Raw genomic sequence first — 21,627 nt, forward strand, 5'->3', positions numbered from 1 at the left:
GTGGAGAACCTGATTGCGCTGCTGATCGCGGCGCCCCTGCTCGGAGCGGCCGTCCTGCTGTGCGGCGGCAGAAGGCTGGACGCCGTCGGCCACTGGATCGGCACGGTCCTGGCCGCCGCCTCCTTCGTGCTCGGCGTCGTGCTCTTCGCCGACATGCTGGGGAAGGCCGCCGACCACCGGATGCTGACCCAGCATCTGTTCAGCTGGATCCCGGTGGCCGGTTTCCAGGCCGATGTCGCCTTCCGGCTCGACCAGCTGTCGATGACCTTCGTCCTGCTGATCACAGGCGTCGGCTCGCTCATCCATCTGTACTCCGTGGGGTACATGGAGCACGACGAGCGCCGGCGCCGCTTCTTCGGTTATCTGAACCTGTTCCTCGCGGCGATGCTGCTGCTGGTCCTCGCCGACAACTATCTGCTGCTGTACGTCGGCTGGGAGGGCGTGGGTCTCGCCTCCTACCTGCTGATCGGCTTCTGGCAGCACAAGCCCAGCGCGGCGACCGCGGCCAAGAAGGCCTTCCTGGTCAACCGGGTCGGCGACATGGGCCTGTCGATCGCCATCATGCTGATGTTCACGACCTTCGGGACCTTCGCCTTCGGACCGGTCTTCGACGGGGTGGCCAGGACCGGTGAGGGCAAGCTCACCGCGATCGCCCTGATGCTGCTGCTCGCCGCCTGCGGCAAGTCCGCCCAGGTGCCGCTGCAGTCCTGGCTCGGGGACGCGATGGAGGGCCCGACCCCGGTCTCGGCCCTCATCCACGCCGCGACCATGGTGACCGCGGGTGTGTATCTGATCGTCCGCTCCGGCGCGATCTTCAACGCCGCGCCCGACGCCCAGCTGGTGGTGACCGTGGTCGGCGCCGTCACGCTGCTCTTCGGTGCGATCGTCGGTTGCGCCAAGGACGACATCAAGAAGGCACTGGCCGGCTCGACCATGTCGCAGATCGGCTACATGGTGCTGGCCGCGGGCCTCGGCCCCATCGGCTATGTCTTCGCGATCATGCACCTGGTGACGCACGGCTTCTTCAAGGCCGGGCTGTTCCTGGGCGCCGGGTCGGTGATGCACGGCATGAACGACGAGGTCGACATGCGTAAGTACGGCGGCCTGCGGAAGTACATGCCGATCACCTTCGTCACCTTCGGCCTCGGCTATCTGGCGATCATCGGCTTCCCGTTCCTGTCCGGCTTCTACTCCAAGGACGCCATCATCGAGGCGGCCTTCGCCAAGGGCGGCACCCAGGGCTGGATCCTCGGCGGGGTGGCCCTGCTGGGCGCGGCCATCACCGCGTTCTACATGACGCGCGTGATGCTGATGACGTTCTTCGGCGAGAAGCGCTGGGCGCCCGACGAGAACGGCAACGAGCCGCACCCGCACGAGTCGCCGAACGTCATGACGATCCCGATGATCGTGCTCGCCGTCGGCTCGGTCGGCGCCGGTTTCTTCTTCCACCTCGGCGACCGCTTCCTGAGCTGGCTCGAGCCGGTCACCGGGCACGAGGAGGGCAACTCGCCGGTGGGCGCGGGTGTGATCACCGCCGCCACGCTGGTGCTCCTGGTCGTCGGCGCGGGCCTCGCCTATCTGCAGTACGGGCGCCGCCCGGTCCCGGCCGTCGCCCCGCGCGGTTCGCTGCTCACCCGGGCCGCCCGGCGCGATCTGCTCCAGGACGACTTCAACCATGTCGTCCTCGTCCGAGGCGGGGAGCACCTCACCCGCTCCCTGGTGTACGTGGACCACACCCTGGTCGACGGCGTCGTCAACGGCGCGGCGGCCGCGGTCGGCGGCCTCTCCGGCCGGCTCCGCCGGCTGCAGAACGGCTACGCACGGTCGTACGCCGTCTCGATGTTCGGCGGTGCGGCGGTGCTCGTCGCCCTGACCCTGCTGATGAGGGCGGTCTGATAGCCATGTCCTTTCCTCTGCTGACAGCGACGGCGGTGCTCCCGGCCCTGGGGGCGGTCGCCACGGCCGCGGTCCCGGCCGCCCGGCGCACCGCCGCCAAGTGGCTGGCACTGGTCGTCTCGCTCGCCACGCTCGTCCTCGCCGGGGTGATCGCGGCCCGCTTCGAACCCGGCGGCGCGCGCTACCAGTTCATCGAGTCCCATTCCTGGATCAAGGAATTCGGGGTGCGGTACGAGCTGGGCGTGGACGGCATCGCGGTGGCGCTCGTCGCGCTGACCGCGCTGCTGATCCCGTTCGTGATCCTGGCGGGCTGGCACGACGCCGACCCGATGGAGACCGGAAGCCGGCGCTGGCGGCCCACCCAGGGCTTCTTCGCCCTGATCCTGGCCGTCGAGGCGATGGTGATCCTCTCCTTCGAGGCCACCGACGTCTTTGTCTTCTACATCTTCTTCGAAGCCATGCTCATCCCGATGTACTTCCTCATCGGCGGCTTCGGGGACCGTGCCCATGAGCACGGCGAGAAGGCGGCCTCCACCCAGCGCTCGTACGCCGCCGTGAAGTTCCTGCTGTACAACCTGGCCGGCGGTCTGATCATGCTGGCCGCGGTGATCGGCCTCTACGCGCAGGCCGGGAACTTCTCGCTCCCGGAGATCGTGCAGGCGCGGGCCAACGGCTCGCTCCACATCGCGACCGGCACCGAGCGCTGGCTGTTCCTGGGCTTCTTCTTCGCCTTCGCGGTGAAGGCCCCGCTGTGGCCGCTGCACACCTGGCTGCCCAACGCCATGGGGGAGGCCACCGCCCCGGTCGCCGTGCTGATCACGGCGGTCGTGGACAAGGTGGGCACCTTCGCGATGCTCCGCTTCTGCCTCCAGCTGTTCCCCGAGGCGAGCAAGTGGGCGACGCCCGTCATCCTCGTCCTGGCGGTCATCAGCATCATCTACGGGGCGCTGCTCGCGGTCGGCCAGCGCGACATCAAGCGGCTGGTGGCGTACGCGTCCATCTCGCACTTCGGCTTCATCATCCTGGGCATCTTCGCGATGACCAGCCAGGGCCAGTCCGGTGCGACGCTCTACATGGTGAACCACGGGCTGTCGACCGCCGCGCTGATGCTGGTGGCGGGCTTCCTGATCACGCGCCGCGGCTCGCGTCTGATCGCGGACTACGGCGGCGTGCAGAAGGTCGCGCCGGTGCTGGCCGGCACCTTCCTGGTCGGCAGTCTGGCGACGCTGTCCCTGCCCGGACTGGCGCCGTTCGTCAGTGAGTTCCTGGTACTGGTCGGCACGTTCACCCGCTATCCCGCGATCGGCATCGTCGCCACCCTTGGCATCGTTCTCGCCGCGCTCTACACGCTCGTCCTCTACCAGCGGACGATGACGGGCCCGGTGAAGCCGGAGGTCTCCGCGATGCCCGATCTGAGGGTCCGTGAACTCCTGGTGGTCGCCCCGCTGATCGCGCTGCTGATCTTCCTGGGCGTCTATCCGAAGCCGGTCACCGACATCGTCAACCCGGCGGTCAAGCAGACCATGTCCGATGTACACCAGACCGATCCCCAGCCCGCGGTGGAGGCGGCCAAGTGAGCACAGCAGTCGTCCACAGCCTGTGGACAACCGCGGCCGACCCGATCTCCAAGATCGAGACGCCGAAGATCGAATACGGTCAGTTGTCGCCGACCCTGATCGTCATCGGCGCGGCGCTCATCGGGGTGCTGATCGAGGCGTTCGTGCCGCGCAGGTCCCGTTACTACGCCCAGGCGTTCGTGGCGGTCGTCGCACTCACCGCCGCGTTCGCCGCGGTGGTGGCGCTGGCGGCCGGCGGATACGGCACCACCAAGGCGCATATCGCGGCGATGGGCGCGATCGCGGTCGACGGACCGTCCCTGTTCCTCCAGGGCACGATCCTGCTGGCCGGTCTGCTCGGTGTGTTCACCTTCGCCGAGCGGCGCCTCGATCCGGAGGCGCACGGCAACCGGGTCGACTCCTTCGCGGCGCAGGCCGCGGCCGTCCCGGGCGGCGAGGCCGAGAAGGCCGCGGTCAAGGCCGGGTTCACCACCACCGAGGCCTTTCCGCTGCTGCTGTTCGCGGTGGCCGGCATGCTTGTCTTCCCCTCGGCGAACGACCTGCTGACCCTGTTCGTCGCCCTGGAGGTCTTCTCGCTGCCGCTGTATCTGCTGTGCGCGCTGGCCCGCCGCAAGCGGCTGATGTCGCAGGAGGCCGCGGTCAAGTACTTCTTGCTCGGTGCCTTCGCCTCCGCGTTCACGCTGTTCGGCATCGCGCTGCTCTACGGGTACGCGGGCTCGGTGTCGTACGCGACGATCGCCCAGGTCGTCGACGGCAGGATCACCACCGCCGACCCGGCGCTCGCCAACACCATGGGCAATGACGCGCTGCTCCTGGTGGGTGCCGCGCTGATCACCATGGGCCTGCTGTTCAAGGTGGCCGCGGTGCCGTTCCACATGTGGACGCCGGATGTGTATCAGGGCGCGCCGACCCCGGTGACCGGCTTCATGGCGGCGGCGACCAAGGTGGCGGCTTTCGGTGCCCTGCTGCGGCTGCTGTATGTGGTCCTGCCGGGCATGCGCTGGGACTGGCGGCCGGTGATGTGGGCGGTCGCGATCGTCACCATGCTGGGCGGTGCGATCGTGGCGATCACCCAGACCGACATCAAGCGCCTGCTGGCGTACTCGTCGATCGCACACGCGGGCTTCATCCTCGCGGGTGTCATCGCGACCTCACGGGACGGCGTGTCCTCGGTCCTCTTCTATCTGGCCGCGTACTCCTTCGTGACGATCGGCGCCTTCGCCGTGGTGACGCTGGTCCGCGACGCGGGCGGCGAGGCGACGCATCTGTCGAAGTGGGCCGGGCTGGGACGCAGGTCGCCGCTGGTGGCGGCCGTGTTCGCGGTGTTCCTGCTGGCCTTCGCGGGGATCCCGCTGACCTCCGGCTTCGCCGGGAAGTTCGCCGTGTTCAAGGCGGCGGCGGAAGGCGGGGCGATGCCGCTGGTCGTGATCGGTGTGATCTCCTCGGCGATCGCCGCGTTCTTCTACATCCGGGTGATCGTGCTGATGTTCTTCAGCGAGCCGAGCCCCGAGGGCCCCACGGTGGCGGTCCCCTCCCCGCTGACCATGACGGCGATCGGGATGGGCGTGCTGGTCACGCTGGTCCTGGGCCTGGCCCCGCAGTACTTCCTGGACCTGGCGAGCCAGGCGGGCGTGTTCGTGCGCTGACGCACCCCGCACCCGCACAGGACGGCCCGGCACCCGCTCGGGGGGTGCCGGGCCGCGGTCTGCCCGGAGCCGGCGATTCACTGATCCTTGTGGCGCCGCGCCCTGATGAGCGTCAGATCCAGGTCCACCGCGAAGGGAACGTCCAGCTTCATCCGCTCCCGGTGGATGCCGGTACCGGTGTAGGCGCCGGTGGTGGGTTCCAGTTCGAACGTGTGCACGGCGGCGCGGCCGTTCTCGTTCTCGACCCGCCAGTAGTGGGGGATCTTCGCCTGCGCGTACTTGAGCGGCTTGGTCTCCCGGTCCCGGGAGACGGACTCCTCGGAGACCACCTCGATGGCGAGGACGACCGACTCGGCCGGGAAGCGGGTCTGCCCCGGATCCTCCACCACGTCCCCCTGCACCACGACCACATCCGGCTCGGGCCGGTTCTGGCGGTCGATGTCGATGGTGAACTGGCGGACGACCTCAAGATTCTCTGGGGCCACGGACTCCAGTTGCCAGGTGAAGTAGTCGACAGCGCGTGAGTGGAAAAGGGTCTGCGGACGCACGAAGACGAGACTCCCGTCGATCAGTTCCGTGTGGGGAGGAAGATCCGGGAGGCGGTCCAGGTCGTCGGCGGTCCAGCCGCCCTCCGGCGGGATCGGCCAGGTGGGTTTGGACGCCTTCGGTGCGACGCTCGTCAGTGCTCCCATGGGGCGGAGTCTCGTCGGCGCATTCAGACTATCGGGTGGAAATAGGCAGGTCCCCCACGTACGTGTGAACGAACCTCGTGTCCTTGGCCTGGAGCGGGCCGGGGTGCGCGGGTGTGGGTTGTGGACAACTTCGGGGGGTGTCGGCGTGGGCCCCTATCGTGGACGCAGTGGTCGAGGGACGACGTACGGGGGACGGGCGATGGACGGGACGGGTGTGATGACCGAGGCGGGCGTGAGGCCGGAGGCCTATGGCGGGAGCGAGGCGCTGGCCACGCTGCACCGGGTCTTCGGGTACGAGGCCTTCCGTGGCGACCAGGAAGCCGTCATCGAGCATGTGGTGGCCGGCGGCGACGCCGTGGTGCTCATGCCGACCGGCGCCGGAAAGTCGCTCTGCTATCAGATCCCCGCCCTGGTCAGACCCGGTACGGGGGTGGTCGTCTCGCCTCTGATCGCGCTGATGCAGGACCAGGTGGACGCGCTGCGCGCCCTCGGGGTGCGGGCCGGCTTCGTCAACTCCACACAGGACTTCGACGAGCGGCGCACGGTGGAGGCGGAATTCCTCGCCGGTGAGCTGGATCTGCTCTATCTGGCCCCGGAGCGGTTGCGTCTGGAGTCCAGCCTCGAGCTGCTCTCGCGCGGCAAGATCTCGGTGTTCGCGATCGACGAGGCGCACTGTGTGTCCCAGTGGGGCCATGACTTCCGGCCGGACTATCTCGCGCTGTCCCTGCTGGGCGAGCGCTGGCCGGACGTCCCCCGGATCGCGCTCACGGCGACGGCGACGCACTCCACGCACCAGGAGATCACCCAGCGGCTGCGGATGGACCGGGCCCGGCACTTCGTGGCGAGCTTCGACCGTCCCAACATCCAGTACCGGATCGTCCCCAAGGCCGACCCCAAGAAGCAGCTGCTGACCCTTCTGCGTGAGGAGCACGCGGGCGACGCGGGCATCGTCTACTGCCTCTCGCGGAACTCCGTGGAGAAGACCGCGGAGTATCTGACCCGCAACGGAGTGGCGGCGGTGCCGTACCACGCGGGCCTGGACGCGGGCGTGCGCGCGGCGCACCAGTCCCGCTTTCTGCGCGAGGACGGCCTGGTCGTGGTCGCGACCATCGCGTTCGGGATGGGCATCGACAAGCCCGACGTACGCTTCGTGGCCCATCTCGACCTGCCGAAGTCGGTCGAGGGCTACTACCAGGAGACCGGCCGGGCGGGCCGCGACGGGCTCCCCTCCACGGCCTGGATGGCCTATGGACTGAACGACGTCATACAGCAGCGCAAGCTGATCCGGTCAGGCGAGGGCGACGAGGCCCATCGCCGTCGGGTCGAGACGCATCTGGACGCGATGCTGGCGCTGTGCGAGACGGCCCGGTGCCGCCGCGGCCAGCTGCTGGCGTACTTCGGCCAGGAAGCGGGGCCGGACGGCTGCGGCAACTGCGACACCTGTCTGGTGCCCCCGGAGACCTGGGACGGCACGGTCGCGGCGCAGAAGGTGCTGTCCACGGTGTGGCGGCTGGACCGGGAGCGGCGGCAGAAGTTCGGCGCGGTGCAGATCGTCGACATCCTGCTCGGCCGGCGCACGGCCAAGGTGATCCAGTTCGACCACGACCAGCTGTCCGTGTTCGGCATCGGCGAGGAGCTGTCCGAGGGCGAATGGCGGGGCGTCGTCCGGCAGTTGCTGGCGCAGGGACTGCTCGCGGTCGAGGGTGAGTACGGCACGCTGGTGCTGACCGGGGAGAGCGGGGAGGTGCTGGGGCGCAAGCGCGAGGTGCCGCTGCGCAAGGAGCCCAAGCCCGCCGTGGCGCGGTCCGCCTCTCCGAAGGGCGGGCGGGCCCCGAAGGCCGCCGTCGAGCTCTCCCCGGAGCTTCAGCCGGTCTTCGAGGCCCTGCGCTCCTGGCGCGCCGCCCAGGCGAAGGAACAGGGTGTCCCGGCCTATGTGATCTTCCATGACGCCACGCTCCGGGAGATCGCGACCGCCCGCCCCGCGACGGTGGCGGAGCTGGGCACGATCGGCGGGGTCGGGGAGAAGAAGCTGGCGACCTACGGGGAGGGGGTCCTCGCGGTGCTGGCCTCCCTGGACGGGGGTCCCTCCCCGGCCGGGCCCGCGGGCCCGGCGGAGCCCCCGGACCCGGAGTGGCCCGAACCGGAGGAACCGGAGGAGCCGGAGGACTGGATATAGCCGGAGGGCCGGATTCCGGGGGTCCGGATTCCGGGGGTCCGGGAGAGCCAGGGAGCCGGGGACGCGAGAAGGCGGTCGCCTTCGTGGGCGTGGCCTGCTCCGCGGCCTGCTCCCCGGCGGTACCGGAGAGCAGGGCCGCTCGGGCCGCCGCTCTCCGGTACGGGTGGGTGGGGAGCTGTCAGAGGCTCGGTGCCACCCGGCCCGTCACCTCTCCGAGGCCCACCCGCGTGCCGTTCGGGCCCGGTGCCCATGCCGTCAGCGTCACCACGTCCCCGTCCTCCAGGAACGCCCGCTTGCCGTCCGGGAGTTCGAGCGGTTCACGCCCGTTCCAGGTCAGCTCCAGGAGCGAGCCCCGCTCCCGCTCCGTCGTGCCGCTCACGGTGCCCGAGCCGTAGAGGTCGCCCGTCCGCAGGGACGCCCCGTTCACCGTCATGTGCGCGAGCTGCTGGGCCGCGGTCCAGTACATGGTCGAGAACGGCGGCTCGGAGACCGTATGGCCGTTGATCGCCACGGAGATGCGCAGGTCGTAGCCCATCGGCTCCTCCTGCGCGTCGTCCAGGTACGGCAGCAGCGGGTGGGTGCGCTCCGGGGGCGCCACCCGCGCCTCCTCCAGCGCGTCCAGCGGGGTGAGCCATGCCGAGACGGACGTGGCGAACGACTTGCCGAGGAACGGCCCGAGCGGAACGTACTCCCAGGCCTGGAGGTCCCGCGCCGACCAGTCGTTGAGCAGGCACAGTCCGAACACATGGTCCCGGAACCCGGACATCCCCACCGGCCGGCCCAGCGGCGAGGGAACCCCCACCACGAATCCGACCTCGGCCTCGATGTCCAGGCGCACCGAGGGCCCGAAGACCGGTGCCGGGTCCGTGGGCGCCTTGCGCTGCCCCTGCGGACGGACGACATCCGTGCCCGACACCACCACGGTGCCCGACCGGCCGTGGTAACCGATCGGCAGATGCTTCCAGTTGGGTGTCAGGGAGTCCTCGGCGTCCGGGCGGAAGATCTGACCGACATTGCGGGCATGGTTCTCGGAGGCATAGAAGTCGACATAGTCCGCGACCTCGAAGGGCAGATGCAGGGTGACCTCGGAGAGCGGATGCAGCAGAGGCGCGACGGTCTCCCGGTGCGCGGGATCCGTCACCCACTCCGTCAGCGCCCGGCGCACATCGGACCAGACGGGGCGACCGGCGGCCAGCAGGGGGCCGAGGGTCGGCCGGGCCAGCAGCGAGACATGGGGGGAGCCGAGCGCCCGCGCGGCCGCGCCCGCGTCGAGCACATGGTCGCCCAGGCGGACACCGACGCCGCGCGCATCGGAGCCGGCGGCCGAGAAGACACCGTAAGGAAGGTTGTGCGGGCCGAAGGGGTCGTCCTCGGGAAGATCGAAGGGGGGCATGGATGCTGCCTCGCTTTCGTGCACTTCGGGTGGGTCGTGCGGGGGGTGGCGTGCCCTGAGGGACGCCCCCACACGGTACGGGTGGCCCGCCCGTCCCGGGCAGTGTCTCAAGAGTTCGCAATGTCCGAATAGGTCTTGTCAGAGGGGCCAATTCGGGCTTAGCGTCCTTTGGGGGCACGGACGGGGTGGGTCCGGTCCATAGGGGGGACACGTGGGGGGACCCGTGGCCAGGAGCACCGGCAGCGTGCCGTTCGACGCGGACCGCGATGTACCGGGGCTCATCGTGAAGTTCGGCGACTACCCGCTGCACCACGGCGGCGTCGGCGCCATCCGCAGCCTCGGCCGGCTCGGCATTCCGATGTATGCGATCACCGAGGACCGTTACACACCGGCCGCCGCCTCCCGCTATCTGCGGCGCGCCTTCGTCTGGCCGACCACGGGGACGGAGGAACCGGAGCGACTGGTGGAGGGCCTGCTGCGGATCGGCAGGCGGATCGGCCGACCCACCGTGCTGGTCCCCACCGACGAGGAGGCCGCGGTCCTGATCGCGGAGCACCAGGACGTCCTGGCCGGCCCCTTTCTGTTCCCGAGGGTGGACGCCAAGCTTCCGCGCCGGCTGGCCAGCAAGCAGGGGCTGCACGAACTGTGCGTGGAACACGGCATCCCCAGCCCGGCGGCCGCCTTCCCGCAGTCGTACGACGACATCGTCGCCTTCGCGGAGAAGGCCCGCTTCCCGCTGGTGGCCAAGAACCGTGAGGCGTTCGTACGGCGCACCCGGCCCGCCGTCAACGGGACGACGCGGATCGCCACCCGCGAGGGCCTGCTGAGGCTCGCCCGCGACTGGGGAGAGCACCCCGGGGTGATCCTCCAGGAGTATCTGCCGCGGGAGGAGGCCGAGGACTGGATCGTGCACGCGTACTTCGACCGGGACTCGGCCCCGCTCGCCCTGTTCACCGGGGTCAAGGTCCGCTCCTGGCCGCCGCACGCGGGGATGACGGCCAGTGCGTACATCGTCGACAACCCGGATCTCGCCGACCTCGCCACGCGTTTCATCGAGCGGATCGGCTTCACCGGCATCGTCGACCTCGACCTCCGCTTCGACCGCCGCGACGGCCGGTACAAGCTGCTCGACTTCAACCCCCGTATGGGCGCCCAGTTCCGGCTCTTCGAGAACGAGCCGGGAGTGGACGTCGTCCGGGCCATGCATCTGGACCTCACCGGCCGTACCGTCCCGGCGGGGGCGCAGCGCTCCGGCCGTCGGTTCGTCGTGGAGAACATCGACCTGCCCGCCCTGCTCGCCTACCGCCGCAGCGGCTATACGACTCCGCACGCACCGGCCCGCGCGAGCGGTACGGAGCTGGCCTGGTTGGCGGGGGACGACCCCCGGCCGTTCTTCACCATGCTCGCGCGCCTCGTGCGGCCGGGCGCAAAACATCTGTATCAGCTGTGGCGGACCAACCGCCGTGGCAGCACCACGCGTTCGGGCAGGCGGCCCGGTCCGGCCCGTTCCACCACGAAGTAGGCACGGTCGCGTCCTGGGGAGGGACTTCGTGATTCAACCGGTAGCAGTGATCGGCGCCGGGCCGTTCGGCCTGTCCACCGCCGCCCATCTGCGGGCGCGGGGCGTGCCGGTGCGCGTCTTCGGCGAGCCCATGGTGAGCTGGCGCGACCATATGCCCCAGGGCATGCTCCTGAAATCGACCCCGGCCGCCTCCACCATCGACGCGCCCCAGGGCGGCCACACCCTGGTCGACTACTGCGATGCCGCCGGCATCCCCCGGCTGGTGACGGACGAGGACATCGTCCCGGTCGGGACGTTCCTCGCCTACGGCGAGTGGTTCCAGCAGAAGCTGGTGCCCGAACTGGAACGGGTCCGGGTCGTCTCCGTGGACCGCCGGCCGGGCGGCGGGTTCGATCTGAAGCTGGACTCGGGTGAACTCTTCGCCGCGCGTGCGGTCGTGGTGGCCACGGGCCTGTCGGGGCTCGCGCATCTGCCGCCCGAGCTGGCGACGGCCGCGGCGGACGGACCCACGCCGCTCGGCCCGGTCTCCCACAGCTCCCAGCACCACGATCTGCACCGGTTCTCCGGCAAGGAACTGCTGGTGGTCGGCGCGGGGCAGTCCGCGCTGGAGACGGCGGTGCTGGCGGCCGAGGCGGGGGCCCGGGTGCGCGTGGTGGCACGCGGTCGCGGCAAGGTCGCCTTCGGCGCGCCCCCGTGGCGGCAGCCGAGGCTGCGCCCCGAATCGCCGTTCGGCCGCGCCTGGTCGCTGTGGGCGCTGAGCTACTACCCGCACCCGTACCGCTTTCTGCCCGCCGGGACCCGCCACTATCTGGTCCGCCGGGTGCTCGGCCCGCTCGGCGCGTGGTGGTTGCGGGAGCGTTTCGAAGGCACGGTGGAGGTGCACGACGTGGACCGGGTCGTGGGTGCGTCCGCGTCGCACGGGGGACCGGTGCTGACGGTCCGCTCGCACACCGGCGGCACGGAGGAACTGGCCGCGGACCATGTGATCGCCGCCACCGGCTACCGCGTGGACATCGCGGCCATGGACTTCCTGGGCCATGAGCTGCGCACGGAGCTGGCGGTGAGCCGGGGTGCACCGAGGCTCGGCGCGGGCTATGCCTCCTCAGTCCCGGGTCTGTACTTCACGGGACTTCCGGCAGCGGCCTCGTACGGTCCGGTGATGCGGTTCGTGTGCGGCACGGAGTTCGCCTCCCCGCGCCTGGCCAAGCATCTGACGGCGGCGCACCGCTGAACACCGAAGCACCCGGGGTCGGTTGGAGCGGGACCGCCGGGACGGCTCCGTCCGTATTCTCTGATCATGGCCGCACCGCTCGCGTACACACTCATCGCCACCGATCTGGACGGAACGCTGCTGCGAGGTGACGACACGCTCTCCGACCGGTCCAGGGCCGCGCTGGCCCGGGCCGTGGCGGCCGGCGCACAGCACCTGGTGGTGACGGGGCGCCCGGCGCCGAGAGTACGGCCGCTGCTGGACGACCTCGGCGCCACGGGGCTCGCGGTGTGCGGACAGGGCGCGCAGGTGTACGACGCCGGCGCCGACCGGCTGCTGTTCTCCGCCACCCTGGACCGGGAGCTGGCGGAGACCGCGCTCGGCAAGATCGAGGCCGAGGTCGGGCAGGTCTGTGCGGCCGTCGACCAGGACGGGGTGGACGGGCTCACGCTCATCGAGCCCGGCTACCGGATGCCGCACCCCACCCTGCCCGCGGTACGGGTGGGACGGCGCGAGGACCTGTGGCGCCGGCCCGTCAGCAAGGTGCTGCTGCGCCATCACGCCCTGTCCGACGACGCGTTGGCGGCGGCGGCCCGTGGCGCGGTCGGTTCCCTGGCTACGGTCACCATGTCGGGGCCCGGCACCGTCGAACTCCAGCCCTCGGGCATCACCAAGGCGACGGGGCTGGCGCTGGCCGCCGAGCACCTCGGACTGAGCCGGTCCGGCACCGTCGCCTTCGGGGACATGCCCAATGACATACCGATGTTCGACTGGGCCGCGTACGGCGTCGCCATGGCCAACGCCCATCCCGAACTCAAGGCGGTCGCCGACGAGATCACCACATCGAACGAGGACGACGGCATCGCCGTCGTCCTCGAACGACTGTTCCCGGGGCGCTAGCCCTCGGCTTATCCCGAAGGGCGGATCTCAGTACGCGCTGTTGACGTTGTCGATCGAGCCGTACCGGTGGGCGGCGTAGTTGCACGCGGCCGTGATGTTCGCGATCGGGTCGTAGGGGTCGAAGGCCGTGCCCGGCACGTGGTACGTGCTGAAGGTCGGGTCGATGACCTGGAGGAGGCCCTTGGACGGGATGCCCGCACGAGCGTTGGAGTCCCAGAGGTTGATGGCCTTCGGGTTGCCCGAGGACTCGCGCATCACATTGCGGTAGATGCCGTTGTAGGAGCCGGGGATCCCGTGCTGCTTCATGATCGACAGCGACTGACGGATCCAGCCGTCGAGGTTCCCGGAGGTGCTGGTCGAGGCCGTCAGGGCCATCGGGGCCTTGGCGGGGGTGGCGGCGGAGGCGCCGGTCGCGCCCAGGATCGGGAGGGCGAGAACGGCGGCTCCGGTGCCCGCGACGGCAAGGGCGCGGGTCAGACGGACGGCCTTGGAGTTGCGGTTCCGACGGCGTGCGGGCAGGGAGAAAGCGGGCATGTCGTTTTCCTCTCCGATGCCTGCGAGGTGAGCTGTCGGGTTCGGGCGGGGAGGTGCCCGGCCGGTCTCGGTGTCGAGACGCGGCTTCACCCCGAGCCGCTCCGGAACGGTGTCCGGTGCGGCGGCTTACCTGGGTCCCCCGCTCCTGCCGTCGTGTGTAGAAGGAGCCTCGAGCGGCGGCAGGATTCGGCATTCCGCTCGCGGTGAGAGGAAGGTATGCGACCGCACATATCGGGAACAAGCTCGAAAGTCACACTCCTGCCCGAATAACCCTGACTTGAGGGAATAAGGGGGGTGATCCAATGTGTTGAGGGGGGTTCAACTGGCCATGCGCGCGGAGGGCGTTGGCGATATGGCCAGAAAAGGGTGATCATGCCCTGAGGTGACCCAATTCACTCGCGAGTCCTTGTTGATGGCGAGGGGGTATTGGGTGAAGAAAAGCCCGCAAAGATGCTTAAAACGGACATAAAGCGTTGCTGTGTTGAGGGTCACTCGCCCAAGGTTCTCCCGTTTCAGGGCATATGGGAGTGGGGTGTGGTCGCCGTGCACCCGCCGTCTATCCCTGCACGCGAGGGATCCGCCGCTCCCAGGTCCGGTGGAACACCACCTCGTAGCCGTCCTTGCAGACGATCTCGGTCCAGACGGCGAAGTCCGTGTCGGTGCAGCTGACCTCGGAGTGTGTCTCCACCCGCGCGTCCCACCCCTGTTCGGGCCGGTGCAGCCGCACCGACCGGTCGCTCCGGGCGCGGGCGGTGGAGGGTCCCGAGTCCCCGATGGTGTAGGCCTCCAACGCGTCCTCGGTGACCTCGAGGCCGTCGGGGTAGACCCGGGTGCCGTCGCGGCTCGGGTCGACCACCAGGAGCCACTCGCCCTTCGCCGTGTCCCGCACCACCAGGCGCTCCGGGCGGGGTTCCTCGAGCGTGGCCGGGCTGCTGACGCGGAGCGGCTCGTACTGCTCCGGCTCGGCGAAGGCGATCGTGGGCCCGGACTCCCTCGCGCGTACCGGGAGTTCCAGCGAACTGCCCGCCGGGTCCAGGGTGAAGCCCGCCTCCGAACCCGGCTGCGGCCACAGCCACGGCCAGTACGCGGAGGACACGGCGAGACGGATGCGGTGCCCGGCGCGGAAGGTGTGGCCGATGCCGTTCAGCGCGAACACCACATCCTCGGTGGCGCCAGGGGGCCAGGGCGTCTCCCGGTCGGGACCATGACGTGCGAGCAGATTCAGTGCGCCCCGGGTGACCAGCGTCGACGACCCGTCGGGCGCCACGTCGCAGAGCCGGGCGACGACCTGGGCGCGCGGCACCGGGCAGGTCAGCCGCAGGCGCACCCGGGGCCGTCCCAGCAGCCAGGTCTCCTCGGCCGCCGCGAACTCGAAGCACACCGAGCGCGCGTCCTCCTCCCGCTGGTCGGGCGGCAGATCGGCGTCGTTCCCACGAGGGGCGAAGCGGCCGGCGTCGAGCCCGGTGTGCATGGGGGACCGCACGAGTACGGGAGCGCCCTGGAGCGTGTACGAGACCCAGGTGACCTGTGGCGAGGGCCAGGCCGGCTCGCCGATCCAGCGGCCCGGCAGCACCTCGTAGCTGGTCGCCGGGGGATGCGGGCCGTCGAGGTAGGCGCGCAGCACCGGCTCCGCCATCACCCCGGTGTCCTCGTCCTTGAGCCAGTGGTCCCACCAGCGGAGCGTCTCCTGGAGGAAGCCGATCGCGGGGCCCGGCTGACCGTGGTCGGGGTACTGGAGCGACCATGGCCCGATCAGGCCTCTCACACGGTCGGGTGGAAGCTGCTCCACCAGTCCGAGCACGGTGTCCCGGTGCGGTTCGTGCCAGCCGCCCACCGCGAGGACGGCCGCCCGGGGTGTGCCCGGGTCCTCCCCGGGGCCGCCGTCCGGCCGGGGGCCGTCCGGTACCGGGTCGCCCGGCCAGGCGTCGACCAGCGGCTCCATGGCCTCCAGGCGCCGGGCCCAGACGTCCCGCCACACCGTGCCCACATACGTGGGGTCCGGGGGCAGGGCCGCGAGTGCGAGCAGCGCCGCCGCCCGTGCGGGCAGACCGCCGGCGAGGACGGAGCCGCCGGTCCGGCGCAGATCCTCGAAGTGGCGTTCGCCGGCGGGGCAGACGGCGACGACCGCCCGTAGGGGCTCGGGCGCCAGGGCCGCGACCCGGAGCGAGGCGAGGCCGCCCCAGGAGATGCCGAACATGCCCACCCGGCCGTCGCACCAGGGCTGGGCGGCCAGCCACTCGACGACATCGACGCCGTCGAGGAGTGCGGTCGCCGCATGCGGGTCGGCCGTCGGCAGGCCGTCCGAGTTGCCGTACCCGCGCGCGTCCACCCGTACGGAGACATAGCCGTGGCCCGCGTACCAGGGGTGCCGCTGCCGGTCGCGGGGCGCGGTGGCGTCGGTGAGGCGGCCCGGCTGGTATTCCAGGAGGGCCGGGACGGGCCCCGAGGTCAGCGGACGCCAGGCGCGTGCATACAGACGGGTGCCGTCCCGCAGCGGGATCCAGAAGTCCCCGTGGGTGATCTCATGGGGCAAGGACGTACGGATGTGCATGCGCGTGACCTCGGACTCCTTCGACTCTTCGGCGACGTCCGCGGTGGACCCCGGTGTGTCGCGGCGGCCGGTGGTGTAGACGGGAGGACGTGAGGGGCCGTACCGGGCTGCGAGAGGCACTGTTCGGGTATGTCGATAAATATGTCTGCATATCACCTGATCACGAACATACCGTTCGTGATCCGATACCGCCCGGCCTGGAACAGTGGGCGCTCGTGGTGATCGAAACCTGACCGGATACGCTGACTTGAGTGAAGGCAACGACAGATCGACAAACGCGATGAGCCGCGTCGAGTGGCGGTGTCATCGACCGAGTGACCGTTCTTGAGACCGACCGTGTGATCGTCAGTAGACGTCAGCAGACAGGAGACCCCACGTGACCGTCGTCGGGCCGTTCGGGCTGAGCGTGCGGGACCAGGCCCTGGAAGCCGATGTCCAGGCCGGAATGGCCGCTGTCGAGGAGGGGCTGCTCGCCGCCACCAAGAGCGAGGTCCCCTTCATCACGGGGGCCGCGCAGCATCTCGTCCGCGCGGGCGGGAAGCGGTTCCGGCCGCTGCTGGTGATGCTCGCGGCGCAGTTCGGCGACCCGTATGCGCCCGGTGTGGTGCCCTCGGCCGTGGTCGTGGAGCTCACCCACCTCGCCACGCTGTACCACGACGATGTGATGGACGAGGCCGAGGTACGCCGCGGGGTGGACAGCGCGAACAGTCGCTGGGGTAATTCGGTCGCGGTCCTCACGGGTGATTTCCTCTTCGCCCGCGCGTCGCACATCCTGGCCGATCTCGGCCCTGAGGCGGTCCGCATCCAGGCCGAGGCGTTCGAGCGGCTGGTCACCGGCCAGATCCTGGAGACGGCCGGCCCCCGGGACGGCCGCGACCCCGTGGAGCACTATCTGGACGTCCTCAGCGGCAAGACGGGCTCGCTGATGGCGGTGGCGTGCCGCTTCGGGGCCATGATGTCGGGCGCCGACGAGACGGTCGTGGATGTGCTCACCCAGTACGGCGAGCGACTGGGCGTGGCCTTCCAGCTGGCCGACGACGTCCTGGACATCGCCTCGGACTCGCACGAGTCCGGCAAGACCCCCGGTACGGATCTGCGTGAGGGCATCGCCACCCTCCCGGTCCTGCATCTGCGCGAGCGCGCGGAACGGCTGGGGCTGCCCGAGGACCTCGCCCTGTGCGCGCTCCTGGACTCGGACCTCACCGACGACGCCCGGCACGCCGAGGCCCTCGCCGGGCTCCGCGTCCACCCGGCCCTGGAGCAGGCCCGCCGCGACACGATCCGCTATGCGGAGGACGCCCGCGCGGCCCTGGCTCCGCTGCCGGAGTGCGGCGCCCGGGCGTCCCTGATGGAGCTGTGCGACGCGGTGGTGCACCGGGCCGGCTGAGAAGGCCGCCGGGACGGGCGCGTTGCCGGCCACCGGGACGGCCGCGTCCCCGTACGGGACCGGGCAGGGGCGCCCGGCCAGGGGAAGTACCAGGGAAGTCCGAGGCGCCCCCTACGGGACGGGTCAGGGGGCCGGACCGTCATGTCATACCGCAGGATTACGCGGAGTTGAGTCCGTGGTCTGACGCTTCTCCCCGGCCGATTTGGTCAGATGAGAAGCACCACCTCACCGGAGTCCGGGTGAGAATGGCGGCGCAGGGGTGGGGCACATGGACGAAGGCCGCCGCCGATGACGGAGGTAAGGCAGACATGGCACCGTACGCATCCGACGACAGCACACCCGCCGGGGAGGTCGAGGACGTACGCGACGGCCGGCGCACGGCCGCGCGGTACGTCGTCCCGGTGACGGTGGTGGGAGTGGCCGCGGCGACGATCGGGCTCGCCCCGGCGTTCGCCGGATCCGGCGACCCCGATCTGCCGAAGATCAGCGCGCAGCAGCTCATCCAGAAGATCGCCGATTCCGACGTCGAACAGTTGTCGGGCACGGTGAAGATCAGCACCGATCTGGGCCTGCCCGACCTGGGCGGCCTGGCGGACGGCCTCGGCGCGGGCGCCCTCTCCCAGGGCGCGGGCGGCAAGGACGGCTCGGCCGCCGACCCCAGCTCCAAGCTGATGGAACTGGCCGCCGGCACCCACACCGTGCGGGTGGCCACCGACGGCCAGGACAAGCAGAAGCTCTCGCTCGTCGAGAAGGCCGCCGAGTACAGCGTCATCCGCAACGGCGACGACGTATGGGCGTACGACAGCGCGTCCAACGAGGCGTACCACGCGTCCGGAGCGGGTGAGCACCGGGACGGCGGCACGGCGCCCGAGGACGTGCCGGCCACCCCGAAGGACTTCGCCGAACAGGCCCTGAAGGCCGCGGACGAGACCACCTCGGTGACGGTGGACGGCACGGCCCAGATCGCCGGGCGGGACGCCTACAAACTGCTCATCAGGCCGAAGCAGTCGGGCACCACGGTCGGGGCCGTCAGCATCGCGGTGGACGCGAAGACGGGGCTGCCGCTGAAGTTCACCCTGACCCCGGCGACGGGCGGCGCGGCCGTCCTGGACGCGGGCTTCACCGAGGTCTCCTTCGCCAGGCCGGCCGCGTCGACGTTCGACTTCACGCCGCCCAAGGGCACGAAGGTCACCCAGGGCGACGAACTGAAGGGCGAGCGGCACGCGGTGCGGCCCCAGGACGAGAAGGGCTCGTCGAAGGGTCGTCACGAGAAGAACGGGCAGAAGGCGGCCGAGGACGCCGGGCGCAGGACCATCGGCGAGGGCTGGAACACCATCGTCGTGTTCGACACCGGCGCCGAGGGCGGGGTGCCCTCGGGTGCGGCGGCCGACGGGGGCGCCGTCGGCGGGTTCCTGAACTCGCTCGGCGACCATGTCAAGGGCAGCTTCGGCTCGGGCACGGTGTTCTCCACCCGCCTGGTCAACGCCCTGATCACGGACGACGGCACGGTGTATGCGGGCGCGGTCACCAAGGACGCGCTGGTGAAGGCGGCGAACGCGGGCAAGTAGACCGCGCGGGGGACCGCGTGCGGACGGTACGAGCGGGAGAGCCCATGGAGGAACGGTCCGCCGCGGAAGCGGACGCGGAGAGAGCACCGGGAGCGGATCCGGCAGCGGATCCGGTGGCGAGCGGCCGGGACGCACCGGTCATCGTCACCCGCGCCCTCACCAAGCGCTACCGCGGCGGACAACTCGCCGTGGACGGGCTCGATCTGACCGTCCCGGCGGGCAGCGTCTTCGGTTTCCTCGGGCCGAACGGCTCCGGCAAGACCACCACCATCCGCATGCTGATGGGCCTGATCGAGCCCACCTCGGGCACGGCGCGCGTACTGGGGCGGCCCATGCCCCGCGCCGCGCGCGCCGTGCTCCCGCATGTCGGCGCCCTCATCGAGGGCCCGGCCCCGTACGGCTTCCTCTCCGGCCGCGACAACCTGCTGCGGTACGACGCCGCCGACCCCACCGCCGACCCGCGCACCCGGCGCGCACGCGTCGCGGAGGCGCTGGACCGGGTCGGCCTCACGGCGGCGGCCGGCAAGAAGGCGAAGGCGTACTCCCTGGGCATGAAACAGCGCCTCGGTCTCGCGGCGGCGCTGCTGCGGCCCCGGGCGCTCCTCGTCCTGGACGAGCCGACCAACGGCCTCGACCCGCAGGGCATGCGGGAGATCCGTTCCCTGGTGCGGGAGCTCGCCGACGACGGCACGACCGTCTTTCTCTCCTCCCATCTGCTCGACGAGATCGAGCAGGTCTGCACCCATGCCGCGGTGATGGCCCGCGGCCGGCTGATCACCCAGGGCGCGGTGGCGGACCTGGCGGCCCGGGCGCGTGGCCGCCTTGTGGTGACGACCCCGGACCCGGGAGAGGCGGCCCGTGTCCTGAAGGAACAGGGCGTGGCCGATGTGGTGGTGGCGGAGAACCGGGTGACCGGCGAACCCCCGGACCGGGACATGGCCGAGGTGAACGCCGCGCTGGTGCGTGCCGGGGTCCGCGTCCGCGGCTTCGGCGTCGAACGAGCCTCACTGGAGGACGCCTTCGTGGAACTGACGGGGGAGGGCTTCGATGTCGCGGGCTGAGCCGGCCGAGGCGAGCAGGGTCCCGCTCGCCGGGCGGCCGAACCCCTTGTGGACCTTCGGACTGCTGCGCGACGAACTGCTGGTCACCTTCCGGCGCTGGCGCACCCTCGCCCTGCTGGCGGTGCTGGCCGCCGTGCCGGTCCTGGTCGGGATCGCCGTCAGGATCGAGACGAGCGGGGGTTCCGGCGCCGGAGGTCGGGGCGGTGACGGGGGTCCGGCGTTCATCGCACAGATCACCAACAACGGGCTGTTCCTGGTCTTCACCGCCCTGGCCGCCACGCTCCCGTTCTTTCTGCCGATGGCGATCGGGGTCGTCGCGGGGGACGCCGTCGCGGGCGAGGCGAACTCCGGGACCCTGCGCTACCTCCTGGTCGCCCCCGCGGGCCGTACCCGTCTGCTGCTCACCAAGTACGCGACCGTCATGGCCTTCTGCCTCGTCGCCACCCTGGTCGTCGCGGTCTCGGCGCTGGCCATGGGGGCCCTGCTCTTCCCGCTCGGCGATCTGACGACGATCTCGGGCACCCGGATCGGCTTCTCCGAGGGACTGGTCAGGGCCCTGCTGATCGCGCTGGTCGTCGCCGCCTCCCTGATCGGCGTGGCGGCCCTGGGGCTGTTCGTCTCCACCCTCACCCACAGCGGTGTCGCGGCGATGGCGACCACGGTCGGCCTGCTGATCACCGCTCAGATCCTGGACCAGATACCGCAGCTGCACGCGATCCAGCCCTATCTCTTCCCGCACTACTGGCTGTCCTTCGCCGACCTCGTGCGTGACCCGGTCTACTGGGACGACCTGGTCCGCAACCTCGGCCTCCAGGCCCTGTACGCACTGGTCTTCGGCTCGGCGGCCTGGGCGCGCTTCACCACCAAGGACATCACCGCATAGGGTCCGCCGACGTCAGCCGGTGCCCTGGGACAGGTCCAGCAGGAGCGCCATCACCCCCACCAGGGTGGCGCTGCTGACGATCTCCCCGCGTTCGATCATGGCTCGCACCACCGGCAACGGGATCCACTCCAGACGGTCCGACTCATTGCGTTCGGTGGGCTCGCCGACGCGGACGGCGTCCCGGGTACGGAAGAGGAAGTGCCGGGAGTCGGTGATGCCGGCCGCGGGCTGGGCGTGGACGAGCGGCCGGAGGGAGCCCGCGCGCCAGCCGGTCTCCTCCTCGAGCTCGCGTGCCGCCGCTTCGGCGGGCGTCTCCCCGTCCTCGACGAGCCCCATGGGCAGCTCCCAGGCCCAGGTGTCCGTGACAAAGCGGTGGCGCCACATCATCAGGACCCGTCCCGCGTCGTCGACGGCGGCGGTGACGGCGACATCCCGGAGCCGGACCACGTGATAGTCACCCCGCGTCCTGTCGGGCTGCTCGACGTCCAGGGCGCGCAGCCGTACCCAGGGCGTGTCGTACAGCGGACGCTCTCCATGGACGGTCCAACGCATGCGGTCCCCCTGGTGATGAACCCGACGACGGTGCTGGGACCCAGTGTGCGACCCGTTGGGCGCGAGGATCACCCTGCCT

General features: G+C 70.7%; 16 protein-coding genes and 1 riboswitch. Of the genes, 11 read left to right on the top strand and 5 right to left on the bottom strand.

The window, feature by feature from the left end:
• The 3 genes from nuoL to nuoN are packed head-to-tail and all read left to right on the top strand — an operon-like array spanning position 1 to position 5,119.
• Positions 1-1,896: an NADH-quinone oxidoreductase subunit L gene (nuoL, locus tag CP978_RS19635; protein WP_043442882.1), complete on the top strand. Its 1,896-nt coding sequence runs from the start codon at positions 1-3 to the stop codon at positions 1,894-1,896.
• Positions 1,897-1,901: 5 nt separating this feature from the next.
• The gene (locus tag CP978_RS19640) at positions 1,902-3,473 is read left to right on the top strand and encodes an NADH-quinone oxidoreductase subunit M (RefSeq protein WP_043442885.1); all 1,572 of its coding nucleotides are present in this window, start codon (positions 1,902-1,904) and stop codon (positions 3,471-3,473) included.
• Positions 3,470-5,119 carry an NADH-quinone oxidoreductase subunit NuoN gene (gene nuoN / locus CP978_RS19645; RefSeq protein ID WP_043442888.1) on the top strand — a complete coding sequence of 550 codons (1,650 nt, stop codon included), beginning with the start codon at positions 3,470-3,472 and terminating at the stop codon, positions 5,117-5,119. Before CP978_RS19640 ends, nuoN begins: the two co-directional genes overlap by 4 nt.
• Positions 5,120-5,196: 77 nt before the next feature.
• Here nuoN and CP978_RS19650 read toward each other — a convergent pair whose 3' ends face one another.
• Positions 5,197-5,811 carry a Uma2 family endonuclease gene (locus CP978_RS19650; protein WP_043442892.1) on the bottom strand — a complete coding sequence of 205 codons (615 nt, stop codon included), beginning with the start codon at positions 5,809-5,811 and terminating at the stop codon, positions 5,197-5,199.
• A 199-nt stretch (positions 5,812-6,010) separates the two neighbouring features.
• On the opposite strand from CP978_RS19650, the gene recQ reads away from it, so the two are divergent.
• Complete coding sequence (gene recQ, locus CP978_RS19655; RefSeq protein WP_052454192.1) at positions 6,011-7,987, top strand: DNA helicase RecQ; 1,977 nt, start codon at positions 6,011-6,013, stop codon at positions 7,985-7,987.
• A gap of 178 nt (positions 7,988-8,165) precedes the next feature.
• Here recQ and fahA read toward each other — a convergent pair whose 3' ends face one another.
• Positions 8,166-9,380: a fumarylacetoacetase gene (gene fahA / locus CP978_RS19660; protein ID WP_043442894.1), complete on the bottom strand. Its 1,215-nt coding sequence runs from the start codon at positions 9,378-9,380 to the stop codon at positions 8,166-8,168.
• 223 nt (positions 9,381-9,603) lie between these two features.
• Between fahA and CP978_RS19665 the strand changes: the two genes are divergently transcribed.
• The 3 genes from CP978_RS19665 to CP978_RS19675 all read left to right on the top strand — a co-directional run bounded on the left by CP978_RS19665 (position 9,604) and on the right by CP978_RS19675 (position 13,012).
• Positions 9,604-10,902: a carboxylate--amine ligase gene (locus CP978_RS19665; RefSeq protein WP_043442896.1), complete on the top strand. Its 1,299-nt coding sequence runs from the start codon at positions 9,604-9,606 to the stop codon at positions 10,900-10,902.
• Positions 10,903-10,930: 28 nt separating this feature from the next.
• Entirely contained in the window at positions 10,931-12,133 is a 1,203-nt protein-coding gene (locus CP978_RS19670; RefSeq protein ID WP_043442899.1) for an FAD-dependent oxidoreductase, read from the top strand.
• Between the two features lie 66 nt (positions 12,134-12,199).
• Positions 12,200-13,012 carry an HAD family hydrolase gene (locus tag CP978_RS19675; RefSeq protein WP_043442902.1) on the top strand — a complete coding sequence of 271 codons (813 nt, stop codon included), beginning with the start codon at positions 12,200-12,202 and terminating at the stop codon, positions 13,010-13,012.
• A 27-nt stretch (positions 13,013-13,039) separates the two neighbouring features.
• Here the strand turns inward: CP978_RS19675 and CP978_RS19680 are convergent, their stop codons facing one another.
• Complete coding sequence (locus CP978_RS19680) at positions 13,040-13,546, bottom strand: transglycosylase SLT domain-containing protein (RefSeq protein ID WP_107070409.1); 507 nt, start codon at positions 13,544-13,546, stop codon at positions 13,040-13,042.
• Positions 13,547-13,548: 2 nt separating this feature from the next.
• A riboswitch (cyclic di-AMP (ydaO/yuaA leader) is annotated at positions 13,549-13,748 on the bottom strand.
• A 354-nt stretch (positions 13,749-14,102) separates the two neighbouring features.
• Positions 14,103-16,097, bottom strand: coding sequence for a CocE/NonD family hydrolase (locus CP978_RS19685; protein ID WP_043449014.1), 1,995 nt, complete (start codon positions 16,095-16,097; stop codon positions 14,103-14,105).
• Between the two features lie 376 nt (positions 16,098-16,473).
• On the opposite strand from CP978_RS19685, the gene CP978_RS19690 reads away from it, so the two are divergent.
• The 4 genes from CP978_RS19690 (at position 16,474) to CP978_RS19705 (ending at position 20,996) form a co-directional block, all read left to right on the top strand.
• Positions 16,474-17,484 carry a polyprenyl synthetase family protein gene (locus tag CP978_RS19690; protein WP_043442905.1) on the top strand — a complete coding sequence of 337 codons (1,011 nt, stop codon included), beginning with the start codon at positions 16,474-16,476 and terminating at the stop codon, positions 17,482-17,484.
• 308 nt (positions 17,485-17,792) lie between these two features.
• Positions 17,793-19,052, top strand: coding sequence for a LolA family protein (locus CP978_RS19695; protein ID WP_043442907.1), 1,260 nt, complete (start codon positions 17,793-17,795; stop codon positions 19,050-19,052).
• Positions 19,053-19,096: 44 nt separating this feature from the next.
• On the top strand, positions 19,097-20,113 hold the full coding sequence (locus CP978_RS19700; RefSeq protein ID WP_043442910.1) for an ABC transporter ATP-binding protein: 1,017 nt from the start codon (positions 19,097-19,099) through the stop codon (positions 20,111-20,113).
• The gene (locus tag CP978_RS19705; protein ID WP_043442911.1) at positions 20,100-20,996 is read left to right on the top strand and encodes an ABC transporter permease; all 897 of its coding nucleotides are present in this window, start codon (positions 20,100-20,102) and stop codon (positions 20,994-20,996) included. The genes CP978_RS19700 and CP978_RS19705 overlap by 14 nt, the downstream gene beginning before the upstream one ends.
• A 12-nt stretch (positions 20,997-21,008) precedes the next feature.
• Here the strand turns inward: CP978_RS19705 and CP978_RS19710 are convergent, their stop codons facing one another.
• Entirely contained in the window at positions 21,009-21,548 is a 540-nt protein-coding gene (locus tag CP978_RS19710; RefSeq protein WP_043442913.1) for an NUDIX domain-containing protein, read from the bottom strand.
• Positions 21,549-21,627: the final 79 nt, after the last annotated feature.

The sequence above is a fragment of the Streptomyces nodosus genome (genome assembly GCF_008704995.1).
Lineage (GTDB): Bacteria > Actinomycetota > Actinomycetes > Streptomycetales > Streptomycetaceae > Streptomyces > Streptomyces nodosus.

Coding starts and splice junctions, on each gene's coding strand:
- CP978_RS19640 (WP_043442885.1), top strand. CDS start 1,902: ATGTCCTTTCCTCTGCTGACAGCGACGGCGGTGCTCCCGGCCCTGGGG.
- CP978_RS19650 (WP_043442892.1), bottom strand. CDS start 5,811: ATGGGAGCACTGACGAGCGTCGCACCGAAGGCGTCCAAACCCACCTGG.
- recQ (WP_052454192.1), top strand. CDS start 6,011: ATGGACGGGACGGGTGTGATGACCGAGGCGGGCGTGAGGCCGGAGGCC.
- fahA (WP_043442894.1), bottom strand. CDS start 9,380: ATGCCCCCCTTCGATCTTCCCGAGGACGACCCCTTCGGCCCGCACAAC.
- CP978_RS19675 (WP_043442902.1), top strand. CDS start 12,200: ATGGCCGCACCGCTCGCGTACACACTCATCGCCACCGATCTGGACGGA.
- CP978_RS19680 (WP_107070409.1), bottom strand. CDS start 13,546: ATGCCCGCTTTCTCCCTGCCCGCACGCCGTCGGAACCGCAACTCCAAG.
- CP978_RS19685 (WP_043449014.1), bottom strand. CDS start 16,097: ATGCACATCCGTACGTCCTTGCCCCATGAGATCACCCACGGGGACTTC.
- CP978_RS19695 (WP_043442907.1), top strand. CDS start 17,793: ATGGCACCGTACGCATCCGACGACAGCACACCCGCCGGGGAGGTCGAG.
- CP978_RS19700 (WP_043442910.1), top strand. CDS start 19,097: ATGGAGGAACGGTCCGCCGCGGAAGCGGACGCGGAGAGAGCACCGGGA.
- CP978_RS19705 (WP_043442911.1), top strand. CDS start 20,100: ATGTCGCGGGCTGAGCCGGCCGAGGCGAGCAGGGTCCCGCTCGCCGGG.
- CP978_RS19710 (WP_043442913.1), bottom strand. CDS start 21,548: ATGCGTTGGACCGTCCATGGAGAGCGTCCGCTGTACGACACGCCCTGG.